This window comes from Pseudomonas hydrolytica, from assembly GCF_021495345.1.
GTDB classification, from domain to species: Bacteria; Pseudomonadota; Gammaproteobacteria; order Pseudomonadales; family Pseudomonadaceae; genus Aquipseudomonas; species Aquipseudomonas hydrolytica.
On sequence record NZ_CP099397.1, the window covers coordinates 3,237,840 to 3,250,581 of the forward strand.

Annotated in this window: 13 protein-coding genes; all 13 read right to left on the minus strand. The window is 62.6% G+C overall.

What is annotated here, in order from left to right; translation table 11 throughout:
* Positions 1–23: 23 nt before the first annotated feature.
* Entirely contained in the window at positions 24–770 is a 747-nt protein-coding gene (locus L1F06_RS15050) for a cephalosporin hydroxylase family protein (RefSeq protein ID WP_129482186.1), read from the minus strand.
* Entirely contained in the window at positions 767–1,474 is a 708-nt protein-coding gene (locus L1F06_RS15055; RefSeq protein ID WP_129482185.1) for a metallophosphoesterase family protein, read from the minus strand. Before L1F06_RS15055 ends, L1F06_RS15050 begins: the two co-directional genes overlap by 4 nt.
* A complete protein-coding gene (locus L1F06_RS15060) occupies positions 1,471–2,457 on the minus strand; it encodes an ATP-grasp domain-containing protein (protein ID WP_252576655.1) in 987 nt (328 codons plus the stop codon). Before L1F06_RS15060 ends, L1F06_RS15055 begins: the two co-directional genes overlap by 4 nt.
* A complete protein-coding gene (locus tag L1F06_RS15065; RefSeq protein WP_129482183.1) occupies positions 2,447–3,322 on the minus strand; it encodes an NAD-dependent epimerase/dehydratase family protein in 876 nt (291 codons plus the stop codon). The genes L1F06_RS15060 and L1F06_RS15065 overlap by 11 nt, the downstream gene beginning before the upstream one ends.
* Positions 3,322–4,047: a class I SAM-dependent methyltransferase gene (locus L1F06_RS15070; protein WP_129482182.1), complete on the minus strand. Its 726-nt coding sequence runs from the start codon at positions 4,045–4,047 to the stop codon at positions 3,322–3,324. Before L1F06_RS15070 ends, L1F06_RS15065 begins: the two co-directional genes overlap by 1 nt.
* Positions 4,044–4,772 (minus strand): WbqC family protein, encoded by a 729-nt coding sequence (locus L1F06_RS15075; RefSeq protein WP_003247079.1) that lies wholly within the window; start codon positions 4,770–4,772, stop codon positions 4,044–4,046. The genes L1F06_RS15070 and L1F06_RS15075 overlap by 4 nt, the downstream gene beginning before the upstream one ends.
* Positions 4,769–5,893, minus strand: a complete 1,125-nt coding sequence (locus L1F06_RS15080; protein ID WP_129482181.1) for a DegT/DnrJ/EryC1/StrS family aminotransferase — start codon at positions 5,891–5,893, stop codon at positions 4,769–4,771. Before L1F06_RS15080 ends, L1F06_RS15075 begins: the two co-directional genes overlap by 4 nt.
* On the minus strand, positions 5,890–7,113 hold the full coding sequence (locus tag L1F06_RS15085) for a class I SAM-dependent methyltransferase (protein WP_129482180.1): 1,224 nt from the start codon (positions 7,111–7,113) through the stop codon (positions 5,890–5,892). Before L1F06_RS15085 ends, L1F06_RS15080 begins: the two co-directional genes overlap by 4 nt.
* Positions 7,110–7,667 (minus strand): dTDP-4-dehydrorhamnose 3,5-epimerase family protein, encoded by a 558-nt coding sequence (locus tag L1F06_RS15090; protein ID WP_129482179.1) that lies wholly within the window; start codon positions 7,665–7,667, stop codon positions 7,110–7,112. Before L1F06_RS15090 ends, L1F06_RS15085 begins: the two co-directional genes overlap by 4 nt.
* Positions 7,658–8,734 (minus strand): CDP-glucose 4,6-dehydratase, encoded by a 1,077-nt coding sequence (rfbG, locus tag L1F06_RS15095; protein ID WP_129482178.1) that lies wholly within the window; start codon positions 8,732–8,734, stop codon positions 7,658–7,660. The genes L1F06_RS15090 and rfbG overlap by 10 nt, the downstream gene beginning before the upstream one ends.
* Positions 8,731–9,501: a glucose-1-phosphate cytidylyltransferase gene (gene rfbF / locus L1F06_RS15100; RefSeq protein WP_003247074.1), complete on the minus strand. Its 771-nt coding sequence runs from the start codon at positions 9,499–9,501 to the stop codon at positions 8,731–8,733. Before rfbF ends, rfbG begins: the two co-directional genes overlap by 4 nt.
* A gap of 122 nt (positions 9,502–9,623) precedes the next feature.
* The gene (locus L1F06_RS15105) at positions 9,624–10,955 is read right to left on the minus strand and encodes a UDP-glucose dehydrogenase family protein (protein ID WP_129482177.1); all 1,332 of its coding nucleotides are present in this window, start codon (positions 10,953–10,955) and stop codon (positions 9,624–9,626) included.
* Positions 10,956–10,995: 40 nt separating this feature from the next.
* Positions 10,996–12,684: a flagellar hook-associated protein 3 gene (locus L1F06_RS15110; RefSeq protein WP_012019036.1), complete on the minus strand. Its 1,689-nt coding sequence runs from the start codon at positions 12,682–12,684 to the stop codon at positions 10,996–10,998.
* Positions 12,685–12,742 lie beyond the last annotated feature (58 nt).

Genomic DNA, 12,742 nt, shown 5'->3' on the forward strand with positions numbered 1-12,742 from the left:
CGCCGGAGTTCGCGTTGTCGACTTCAAACCCGCTTCAGATAGCCTTCCGGCGCCACGCTGATCAGCAGTTTGTTGTCCATTCGTTCATCCACCTGGAATTCCGGGTGGCTCGTCAGATACTCGCGCACCGCCGACTTCGGACTGTTGCCCTTGCCCCATGGCCGACCGGCCTGCAGCTCGTCGGGTGTGTCTTCCACCACGGTATCGAATACCACGCAGTAACTGCCCGGCGATACCAGAGGCGCGTAAGCCTGCAGTTCGGCCAGCACATGTGCGTGGGTGTGATTGCTATCCAGCGAGACCAATACCCGCTTACCACGGGCAGCCTGGCGCACCTGTTCCACCACTTCCGGCGCGATGCTCGAGCCCTGGATCATGTCGATACGACGGCACATCGGATGTGCCTCGATGGCCTCTCGGTTGTGCTGGCGAATATCGATGTCGATACCCAGCACCCTCGCGTCACTGGGCCCACCGCAAGCCGCGTTGAGCTCCAGCAGCGAGGCGAAGAGAATCAGCGATCCGCCATGGGCGATGCCGGTCTCGATGATCAGCTCCGGCTGCACGGCCCATACCAGCTCCTGCATGGCCACGATGTCCTGGGGGTACTGGATGATGGGCCGGCCCAGCCAGCTGAAGTTGTAGGAATAGCGGTACTTGCCGCCTGCCTCCAGCATCCAGTCCAGAGACCGCTGTTTGAGGCCTTGATCCTGGCCGGCGGCCTCGATGTTGCGTTGCACTTCCGCTTGAAACTCGTCGTTTGCGCTCACTTTGTGTGCTCTCGCTCGATGATTTCGACCTTGTCGATACGGCCGCCGATCTGGGCGCCGATATAGAGGTTTTCCCACAACCGCGGCTCGTCGTAGCCGGCCCGACGCATCGCCGCGACCGTCTCGTCGATATCGTAGGCCACCCGCTGCAGGACGATGCGCGAGCCGTCGAACAGGGCAAAGGCCGCACGCGGATCTCCGTCGCGCGGCTGACCGACCGAGCCGGGGTTGCAATAGGTCTTGTCGCCCAACGACGCCAGGACCTGGACATGGGTATGCCCTGAAAAGTAATAACGCCAGGCGCCGCTCAGCTTGTCCGCAGACACCCGGTACAGGTACTGATCGCGCGGGTCTTCCCAGCCACCATGAACGAAGCAGGCATCGCCCTCTTCGTACTGAGAGCTCAGGCCGGCCAACAGCTCGACCTGATCAGGACGCACCACTCGAGCCTGGTGCTCCAGCAAGGATGACACCAGCCGCGAACGAGGACAGCCGGTCCCTTCCGTCAGGTAACCGTCGTGGTTACCCAGCAGTTGCACGGCGCCGCGCTGGGTTAGCAGGTCGATACATTTCTCCGGCTCGGCGTAATAGCCGGTCACATCGCCCAGAGAAATCACCCGCGTGCAGCCGAGCCGATCCGCCTCGCTCAGTACCGCACGCAGGGCCGGGAAATTGCCATGAACATCCGATATCACCGCAATCATAAGTATTCGATGTGATCCTCTATGTAACGGGTACAGCTGGCCGCGCGCCATTGCGTAAGCGCCGGGCGCCGAGCACGACAGAAGTAATCGATGCTCATAGCCGCTTCGTTGAAGCCAAGCGCTGCGCGCAAGGAAACCGATGCCGACAGGCGCGGATTGATTTCCAACAACCAGGCCCGGCCATCGGCCTTGCGAAACTGATAATTGGTCGGCCCTACAGGCCGGAATTGAGCGGTCAATGCCTCGCAAGCACTCTCGATCAGGGCATCGCTTGCGACGCTGCGCGCTCTCCAGGTAGCACCGCCGGGTCCCAATGTGCGCTGCAAGATGGCTGGCCGACTGGAGGTACCGTCGCCATAACCGAACAGCCCCACGGTGTACTCCTGGTCGGCACTGCCGACCAGTCGCTGCAGCATGAAGTTGTCGCCCAGCTTTCGAAGCTGGTACCGCAGATCGTCCTCATCCTCTACCAGAGCCTGACCACGGCCACCGGAGCCCCGCCGCGGCTTGCACAGCAGCGGCGCCGGACCGAGCTGCGCGATGGCTTGCGCCCAGTCGCCGCATCGGCTGGTGGCGATTGCCGGCAGCCCCGCTTCGAGCAGCGCCTGGTGCAGGCTCCATTTATCCCGCGCCAGCTCGATCAGGCGGCTGTCGTTGAGCGCCACCGCCACCCCGGCCGAAGCGAACAATTGGCGGCGTGCATCGAAATGAAAGACATCCTGCTCGATGGCGGGCAGCACCAGGTCAATCGCTTCGCGCTCGATGAGTTCGAGGAGGAAGCTGTCGTAGGCCGGATCTGCCTCCGCCACGGGTGGTTTGACGTAAAAACCGTCGCAGGCATGACGACCGAAGGCCAGTGGGTCTCGATCGAGGCCGATGATGCTCACCTCTGGCAACGGACGCAGCGACTTGACCACGCCCTGACCGATGATCGCGCCCACACCGGTCACCAGCACGCGCACACCAGCAGCCTCAAGTGACATCGAACACCTCGAAACGTGCGGCATATCCACCATCACGGATAGCGCGCAGGCCATCGAGCAACGGTGTGAACGTGAGGCCCAGCGTCGCCAGCTCTGGTGACGCGGGCGGGAAATACGCCGGCCAAAACGCTGTCTTCTCCTGGGCGATCTGCACCTCACCGCCCTGCCCAAAAACTTCGTAGGCATGTCGAGCAAGACTCAGGTAGCTCTCGCTGTGCGGGTGGCAAACATGCAACACGCCCTCTGCGCCAGCCTCGCTGGCCAGCGTCATGGCGGTGACAGCATCGCAAACGTGCACGAAATTGCGCGGCGCATCCCCCGGGGGCAAGCGCAGCACGCGGCCGCTGCGGGCGTAACTGACGATGCGCCCGAACCAGCGCTGATGGCGTATGCAATCGCCGCGCTCGTCGTAGAGCTGGGCGAAACGCAGACTGACGAAGGTTTGCCCGCTTTGCGCCAGCGCCCAGGCCAGAACACCCTCGGCCCGCGCCTTGGATGCACCGTAGCTGCTGGCGAAGGCCGCCCCGTCGCGTCGCGCGGACGATACGCTTCCGGCGTACACCACTTGCCGACAGCCCGCAGCACGCGCGAGTGCCACCACCTGATGAGCGCCGAGCACATTGACCCGGTCGTTGAGCCAGGCCCCCTGGGGTGAGTCGTCGCCAAAAGCCGCGGCACAGTGAAACAACACATCCGCCTCGACACCGGGAAACTCCGTACGCAAGCTGTCGCAGCCCAGCTCCAGCGGCACCTCGCAGTCGCCGGAGCGCCCAGCGCCGATCACCTGCCAGCCTCGCGCGCGTAAGTGCTCGCTCAGGCGACTGCCAACCATCGAGCCTGGGCCTACCACCAGCGCACGTTGCATCAGGCCACCTGCACTTCCATCAACAGCCCCACGCAGAGGTCGGGAAAATCCACCCCGACCTCGCACATGGCCTGCAGGTTTTCCTCGAATTCAGGCATGGTCTGCATGTAGCCGAGTGGCAATGGCTTGAGGTAGATGCCCTCCTCCCAGGTAACCCGATACCCCTCCGCTTGCAGCAGCGCCTTGAGCGTGTCGCGGCAGAACTGACGCTGATGGCCGAGGGCATGATCATTGGCATTGAGTTCGTAGATATCGGCGATCTTGCCCATCGCCAGTCCCAGACGCCGGTTCAGCGACTTGGCATTGGGCACCGCAACGTAAAGGCTGCCGCCCGGGCGCAGGTTGTCACGAAAACGGCGCAGAATCAGGCCCGGATCGTCCACATGCTCGAGGATGAAGCCCATCATCACCACATCGAACTGCTCACTGCTGACGAAGTGTTCGAAGTAGCCCTCCACCAGCTCGATGTTCAGCCCAGGGTAGTTTTCCCGGAACAGGTCGATCACCACGGAGGAGCCCTCGAGCACCACGTGGCGCTGGAAATGCCGATTGAACAAGGCCGTGGTGTAACCGTGGCCCAGTCCCAGCTCCAGCAGCGAGAGCGGAGCCTTGCCCTCGAGACGGCGCAGGATGCGCGGCGGGTACCAATTGAGAATCAGCTCGTTCTCCAGAGAGGTCACCGCTCCCGGTTTGTATTGCGAGGTCACGTCATTCAGCTTGCTCATGCCTGATCTCTTGCTGCCAGCGCCTGGCGCCAGTGGGTCACACCCGATTCGATGAAGGTTCTACCGTCCCGCCCGCAATTGGCTACCAGATCGAGCACGGAGACATAAGGGGTGAAGGGCGGAAACTTCTGCGGATATTCGCGCTTGCGGTAGTCCATGTAGCAGACCTCGATACCCGCGCACTCGAAGGCATCGTGGTCCAGATAGTTCAGGGCGCCCATTCCCGTAACGTAGCGATCACCGCTCAGGTGCGCCACCAACCCCTGGATCAACTCGCTCTTGCGTCCCTCCACCGCCAGCTGTGAAGAGCGGTGCAGACGCTTGCCTTCTAGCAGGCCGAAATACTGCGCCACCGTTTGCATGCCCTCGATGAGCAGATCACAGAAGCCCAGATCACGACGCAACAGCACCCTCTCGGCCAGCCCCAGGGCGTCATGCATATGGGGCGTTCCGGCCAGCGCCAGGGCCAGGGTACGCAGATGCTTGTCGCGCCATCCCGACTCTTCGGCGCACTGCAGATCGCAAATGCGCACCTCACGCCCGTGCTGGCGCAGCGGCACCGTCAGCCAGGCACTGCCATCGGGTGTCTTGTACTGCACTCGGTTGATGAAGCCGCGAGCGAACTGGACATCGTCAAAGAACACGAAATCGTCCGCCAGTCGCCACTGCTCGAACATGCCTACCCAGGGGAAATACATCGGCTGGGAAATAACCACCGTGCTCATCGCCGCGCCTCGGCATGCAACGTCTCGACCACGCTGCAGATGCGCGCCATGTCCGCTTCGGTCATGTCGTGAAAGCTCGGCAGGTTGATGGCCCGCTCGGGAATGCTTGCCGAATGACCGCCAGCGGCAGGTATGCGCCCCTGGAACATCGGCAGAGCCGAGAGGGGATAGAAGAAGACGCGGGCGTCGATGTTGTTCTCGGCGAAACGCGCCAACAGGCGCTCGCGAGTGATGCCCAGCTCGGAGTCGAAGACCACCGTAGGCATCCAGGCGCCGATTCGGGTGCCCTCGGGCTCGGGGTTCAGGCGCAAGCCGGGCAGGCCACCAAGACGCCGACGATAGTTCGCCATGATGGCGCGCTTACGCTCGATCAGCTCGTCGATACGCTCGGTCTGGGCGCAGCCGATCGCGGCCTGCAGGTTGGAGATCTTGTACTTGAACCCCAGCAGATCGGGCCAGAACTGGCGTGTCTGGCCTTTGAGCCGACCATGATTGGACAGCCCCAGCACCCGTTCGAAGAGGTCTGTATCGTTGGTGACGAACATGCCGCCTTCCCCGGTGGTCATGGTTTTGGTGCCGTGGAAGGAGAATACGCCGAAGCGCCCCATGCTGCCGGCGCGCTGTCCCTGCCACTCGGAGCCGATGGCCTCGGCAGCGTCCTCGATGACCGCAATACCATGCCGAGCACCGATGGCCAGCAACTCGTCCATCGCGCAGAGGTTGCCATACAGGTGAACGGCGATGATCGCCCGGGTGCGCGGCGTTATGGCCTGCTCCACCTTCGCTGGGTCCAAGCACCAGGTGTCCTCGCAAATGTCGACGAACACCGGCGTCGCTCCCAGATGCACGGCCGGCGCCACCGAGGCGATCCAGTTGCTGTCGGCAAGGATCACCTCATCGCCCGGCCCAATTCCGAGTGCGGCCAAGCCCATGTGCAAGGCCCCGGTACAGCTGGAGGTGGCGATCGCGTGCCTGACCCCCAGGTGACGGCCGAAGGCCGCCTCGAAGCGTTCGATGTATTCGTAGCAGCGTGGCCCCCAGCCGTGCCGGGCCGCATCGGTGACGTACTGCACCTCCAGCTCGGATATCGAAGGCTGGGTGTACTGGATGCGCGACTTCATTTCACCTCCAGGCACGGGATGGCGGTGACGAAGCGGCCGCCCCACTGGCGAATGCGCTCGTTCTGCGCCATCACCTCGTCGGCAATGTTCCATGGCAGGATCAGCAGCAGATCCGGGCGCACCTCATCCAGTTGTGACGGCGAGAGGATGGGCACGTGACTGCCCGGTAGATACTTGCCCTGCTTGGAGGGTGCCGCATCGAACACCCAGGGCAGCAGGTCAGGCTTGATACCGGCGTAGTTGAGGATGGTATTGCCCTTGGCGGCAGCACCATAGGCAGCCATCCGACGCCCGGCCCGTTTCTGCTCGAGCAGGAAGGCCAGCAGATCGTTCTTCAATCGGTCGGCGCGCGCCTGGAAACCTCGATAGGTGGCAGGATCGCGCAATCCGGCCTGCGCCTCGGTACTCAGCAGCGCATCGACTGAAGCCGAGCGTGGCCGTGAGTCGTCCTGATGCGAAGCGTGAACGCGCAGGCTGCCGCCATGTGTAGGCAACTGCTCGACGTCATGGATACGCAGCCCGGCAGCCTCCAGGACGCGCTCCACGCTATACAGAGACAGGTAGGAAAAATGCTCGTGGTAGACGGTGTCGAACTGCACCTGTTCGATCAGGCGCAACAGGTGCGGGAATTCCAGGGTGAGGGTGCCACCGGGCTTGAGCACCGCTTTCAACCCTCGGGAAAAATCGTTGATATCCGGCACGTGGGCAAAGACGTTATTGCCCAACAGCAGATCGGCCTGCCTGCCCTCCTCGGCCAGCCGCTTGCCGAGCGCCTCGCCAAAGAACTCGCGCAATACGGGAATCCCCAAACGCTCCGCGGCATCGGCGGTACTGGCGGTTGGCTCGACGCCCAGGCATGGCACGCCTGACTCGACGAAATTACGCAGCAGGTAGCCGTCGTTCGAGGCCACCTCGATCACCAGACTGCCAGCTCCCAGGTGCAGCGTCTCGCGCATGCGCTCGGCGTAGGCACGAGCGTGAGCCAGCCAACTGCTGGAGGTAGAGGAAAAATAGGCGTAGTCGGCATCGAACAATTCGCCGGAGTCGGCGTAGTCCTCGGTCTGCACCAGCCAGCACTGCTCGCAAACCCAGAGTCGCAGCGGGTAATAGCGCTCGGGCCGACTCAGGTCCGCTTGCGTCAAATAGGCATTGGACGGCGGCGCGTGACCGAGATCGAGGAAAGATTGCCGCAACGGAGCAGCGCAGTGACGACAGTTCATGGTGCCAGTCCAATGAAGTCCGAGGTGAGCGAGGGATGTTTTCGGTCGCGCGCCGAGAGGTCACGCACTGGCAACGGCCACTCGATGGCCAGCGCAGGGTCGTCATGACAGACCCCGCCTTCTGCATCGGGACAATAGAACTCGGTGTGCAGGTAGAGCATCTCGCTGTCCTCCTCCAGCACCTGGAAGCCATGGGCGCAGCCCTCGGGGATCACCAGCAAGCGCCGATTCTCCGCACTCAGAGTCTCGGCATGCCAGCACAGGAAACTCGACGAGCCGCGGCGCAAATCCACCACCACGTCCCAGATTCGACCGCGAATGCAGCGCACCAGCTTCATCTCCGCTCGGGGAAAGTGCTGGAAGTGCAGGCCACGCACTGCACCTACCTGGCGGGTCAGCGACTGATTGATCTGGACGATACGACGCTCACCCAGCAAGGGTGCCAGCTCATCGGCGCAGAACAGGCGAGTGAACGCACCCCGTACATCGCGATGAGCATCGCAGTCGACGCGCATCAGGCCGTCGATAGAGGTTGCGCTCACCGTCAGGCCCATACGCAGCCGACCTGTCGCGCAGCATTGATGAAATGCAGCAACTGCTCACGGGTGCAGACTTCGCCTCGCTCATGACTAAGGCGATACCATTCGGCGGTCATCTGTAGCGCGGTGTGCAGCGACCAGACCGGAGCCCAGTGCAGGCCGGAACGGGCCTTGGCACTGTCCAGGTAGAGTAAACGCGCCTCGTGCAGACCGTCGTCGCTGGCGGCCTGCCAGCTCAGTGCAGGCCAATGCTCACGCAGGGCCTGAAGAATTTCCGCTACGCTGCGATTGGCCTCGGGCGCCGGCCCGAAGTTCCAGGCATCGGCACAGCTACGATCCCCCTCAAGCAGTCGCTGGCCCAACAGCAGATAGCCGGACAAACATTCCAGCACGTGCTGCCAGGGACGCGTGGAGGACGGCGAACGGATCTGCAGCGTCTGCCCGGTCTGTACTGCGCGGACCAGGTCGGGAATCAGACGATCCTCCGCCCAGTCTCCGCCTCCGATAACATTGCCTGCGCGGGCGGTCGCCAGCAGCGGGCCGGACTGCTGCCAGAAGGATTTACGGTAACTGTCGCACACCAGTTCGGTAGCCGCCTTGGAGGCACTGTAGGGATCGTGGCCGGCCAGCTCATCACACTCGCGATAGCCCCAAGGCCATTCGCGGTTGGCGTACACTTTGTCGGTTGTAACCACCACCACCGCGGCAACGCCTGGCGTAACGCGGCAGGCTTCGAGCAGGTTGGCGGTGCCCAGGACATTGCTCGACCAGGCATCCAATGGCTGTCGGTAGGAGGGACGCACCAGGGACTGGGCGGCCAGATGGAAGACGATCTCCGGCTGCTGCTCGGCTAGCAGGCGCTGCAGGGCGGAGGCGTCGCGAATATCGCCACGCAGATCGGTAACGGGCAGACGCAGCGCCGCCCAATGTTCAGCATTGCCGTCCTGTTCGCAGGGCAGCGAAAAACCCACCACCTCGGCGCCCAACTCGACCAGCCAGGCGGCGAGCCAGCTGCCCTTGAAGCCGGTGTGTCCGGTAAGCAGCACCCTGCGCCCCTGGTAACTCCGAGCGAATGCCGTCATTGCCAGATTTTCCAGGGTGCCTTGCCACTGACCCAGAGGTCGTTGAGCTGATTCTTGTCACGCAGGGTATCCATCGCCTGCCAGAAGCCTCGGTGACGAAAGGCCATGAGGTTTTCCTCCTCCGCCAACCGCATCAGCGGCTCGCCCTCCCAACTGCTCTGATCACCGTCGATGTAGTCGATGACCGAAGGATTCAGCACGAAGAACCCACCGTTGATCCAGGAGCCGTCACCTGCGGGCTTTTCCTGGAAGGCACCGACCCGGTCACCGTCCATATCCAGCGCACCGTAACGACCCGGCGGCTGAATGGCCGTGACCGTCGCCGGCTTGCCATGCTGCTTGTGAAAGTCGATCAGAGAGCGGATATCGATATCGGCCACACCATCGCCATAGGTGAAGCAGAACGGCTCATCCCCCAGATGCTCGCGTACCCTGCGCAGCCGTCCGCCGGTCAGGGTGTCTTCGCCGGTATTGACCAGCGTAACCCGCCAGGGCTCCACGTAGCGCTGATGAACTTCCATGGAGTTCTTCGACATGTCGAAGGTCACGTCGGACATGTGCAGGAAGTAGTTGGCGAAGTATTCCTTGATCACATAGCCCTTGTAGCCCAGGCAGATGACGAAGTCCTGAATGCCATGGTGGGAGTAGATCTTCATGATGTGCCAGAGAATCGGCTTGCCACCGATTTCGATCATGGGCTTGGGCCTGAGATGGGATTCCTCACTGATCCGTGTGCCCAGTCCACCGGCAAGAATGACCGCCTTCATCGCTACTCCCCTGCCCCCGGATATTCGACCAATCGTCAATTAGTCGGCATTTTGTTGCCCGATATACAGGTATAGCAACAAGCGGGCCACTCGTTGAATGGCCCTGGGCGGGAATGCCTCGTTCAGACCGGCTGGCGGCCGATGGAGAAGTAGCGCAAGTCGTGACGCTTCATGACCTGGGGGTCGTAGAGATTGCGGCCGTCGAACACCACCGCATCGCCGAGGGTACGACGAAGCAGTGGAAAGTCCGGCGCCTTGAAACTCTGCCAGTCGGTGACCACCGCAAGCGCATCGGCACCCACGAGCGCCTCCTCCTTGCTATTGGCAAGTATCAGATCCGGTCGCTCGCCATACAGACGACGGCATTCGGGCATTGCTTCCGGATCGAACGCCTGTACCGTCGCCCCCAGGCTCCAGAGATGCTCCATCAATGTCCGGCTGGGGGCGTCACGCATGTCTCCGGTGTTGGCCTTGAAGGCCAGCCCCCAAAGCGCGATGACCCGGCCACGCAAATGACCTGCGTAGAACGCCTGGATGCTGTGGCCGAGTTTTTTCTTCTGCGCTTCATTGACGGACTCGACCGCGGCCAGGATGGCCGGCTCGTAGTCTTCGCTCTGCGCCGAAGCCTTCAGGGCGCGTACGTCCTTGGGAAAACAGGCGCCACCATAACCGCACCCGGGGTAGATGAAGTCGTAACCTATGCGCGGATCGGCACCAATGCCTCGGCGAACAGCTTCGATATCGGCGCCGAACAGCTCGGACAGATTGGCCATTTCGTTCATGAACGAAATCTTGGTGGCAAGAAAGCAGTTGGCGGCGTACTTGGTCAGTTCGGCGCTGCGCCGATCCATGACCATGATCTTCTCGCGATTACGGTTGAAGGGGGCATACAGCTCCTGCAGGACCTCGATGCTGGCCGGATTGCTGGAACCGATGATGATTCTGTCCGGGCGCTGGCAGTCGCTGACGGCAGCCCCCTGCTTGAGGAATTCCGGGTTCGAGACGACGTCGACCTGGATATCCGAGCGCCCCCGCGCGTCCAGGGTGTCGCGCATCACCTGTTCGATGGCATCCGCTGTGCCCACCGGGGCCGTGGACTTGTTGATGATCAGCTGATCCTTTTGCGCAACCTGGGCAATGCCTCTGGCCACTTCATGAACAAAGGTCAGATCCGCATAGCCATTCGCGTCAGACGGAGTCCCCACGGCAATGAAGTGAATATCCGCGTGCTTCACCGCCTCTTCCAGACTACCCGAGAAGCGCAACCGTCCCTCCTCGTGATTGGCAGCCACCAGCCCTTGGAGGCCCGGTTCGAAGATGGGAATGCCGCCACTTTCCAGGACCGCTCTCTTGCCTTCATCGGTTTCGATACACAGAACGTTGTGACCGACATTGGCGAGGACGGCTGCTTGCACGAGCCCTACGTAACCGGCACCGAATACACAGATATTCATACAACATCCTAAATGGAGTCAGGCAGAGGGTAACGCCGGCTCAGCGCAACTGATTGAACAGATTCAGCCCGGCGATCTTCACGTAGCTCTGCTGCGCCGCCTCCAGAATGATGGTCTGGAAAGACAGGCGCGACAACGCCTCGGCGTAATCCAGCTCGCGCAGCTCGGCCTGTACCGACTTGTTCACCAGGGTCACGTCCTCGTTGTCGATCCCGGTGGTCTCGATCAGGTTGAGGCGCGCGCCGATCTCGGTCTGCACTTCCAGCACGCTGCCCATGCCGTTGTCGAGGTTCTTCAGGGCGATGGCCACCTCGTTGCGCACAGCCAGATTCCCGGCCGGCGAGGTGGGCGACGACTCCAGCGCCTGACGCAGTCGGGAAATGGTGTTGAGGATGCTGCGCTGTTCCTGGAACTGGGGCTGCACGCCGAACTGGTCGCCACCGCCGGCGCTGGCCGGGCCGGACAGCGTGAACTCGGCGCCATACACGGTGAAACTGGCCGGATAAGGACCAGTGACGGTACCGGTGGTCAGCACCGGACTGTTCGGCCCAACGGGCTGGGCGAAGACCTCGTAGTTACTGTCGTCGGTGAAGCGCAACACCACGCCGGAGGTGGGGAACTGGCTGTCGAACACGTTCTGGTTGACGATGTTGCCGCCCGCCACGACTGCCGCCGAGCCGTTGGTGGAAGCACGGGTGACGGCGAACTCGGTTGGCGCGGACTGCAGGGTGAAGCTGTGGGTACCGATACCCGGTGAACCGGCGGTGGCAGGCGGCTGGATGTCGGCCAGCAGGCTGTCCAGATTCAGCTCGTTGTCGCCCTGCTTGAGCACCACATCGAGCTGAAAACGCATACCGCGGAAATTGATGACGTTGCCGCCGTTGACCAGCGGATCGATCTTGCCGCCCCCCGGAATCTCCGAGGTCACGTCGGCGCCGCTGGCGTCGTAGATGCGGAACTCGGTGCCGCTGACGAACGCCAGCGAATAGGGCTCACCACCGCGAAAGTCGGCATTGAAGGCGCGATTGTCTTCCACCAGCCCGGGCGAAATGAACACCCGTTGCTCATTGGCCGGCACGGCGGGAATGGTGGTCGCCGGTAGCGGTGGCGACGGCAGCGCCGGATTGTTGACACCGTTGGCGTTGGCCACGCGGTTGGCGTTGGTCACGCTCTCGAACAGACGCTTGCCGTTGTCGTTGATCGCCACGTTGGTGGAGCTGGCCACCTGCAGGGTGCGCTGCCCTTCGTCGCCGAAGTAGGAATAGGTGCCGTCCGGGTTGCGCACGAAGGGTTCGGTCTTGCCCAGATTTCCCGCAAACAGGTACTCGCCCCGGGCGTTACGGCTGTTCATCAGGTTGAGCAGCTCGGCCTCACGCTCGGAAAGCTCCTTGGCGATGGAGTTGCGGTCTTCGGCCGACAGCGAACCGCCGCCCGCGCGCACCGCCAGCTCGCGCACGCGCTGCATGACGGTAACCACCGAATTGAGGGTGGTCTCTTCCTGGGTGAGGCTGTTCTTGGCCGCCGTGAGGTTGTCGCTGTACTGCTTGAGCACGGCCTGCTGCTGCTCGAGCTGCAGCAGACGCACCGAGGCCACCGGATCGTCCGCCGGGGTGAGGATGCGGTTGCCGCTGCTGATCTGCTCCTGGGTGCGAATCAGGTTGGAGTAGTTGCGCCCAAGGCCGGAAACGCCGTTGTTGAAAGCCTGGATGGAGGAGATGCGCATGACCATGGGGCTTGCCTCTTGCAACGCCTGTCGGTTGAACAGGCTTCACCCTCCCGCATGCGGG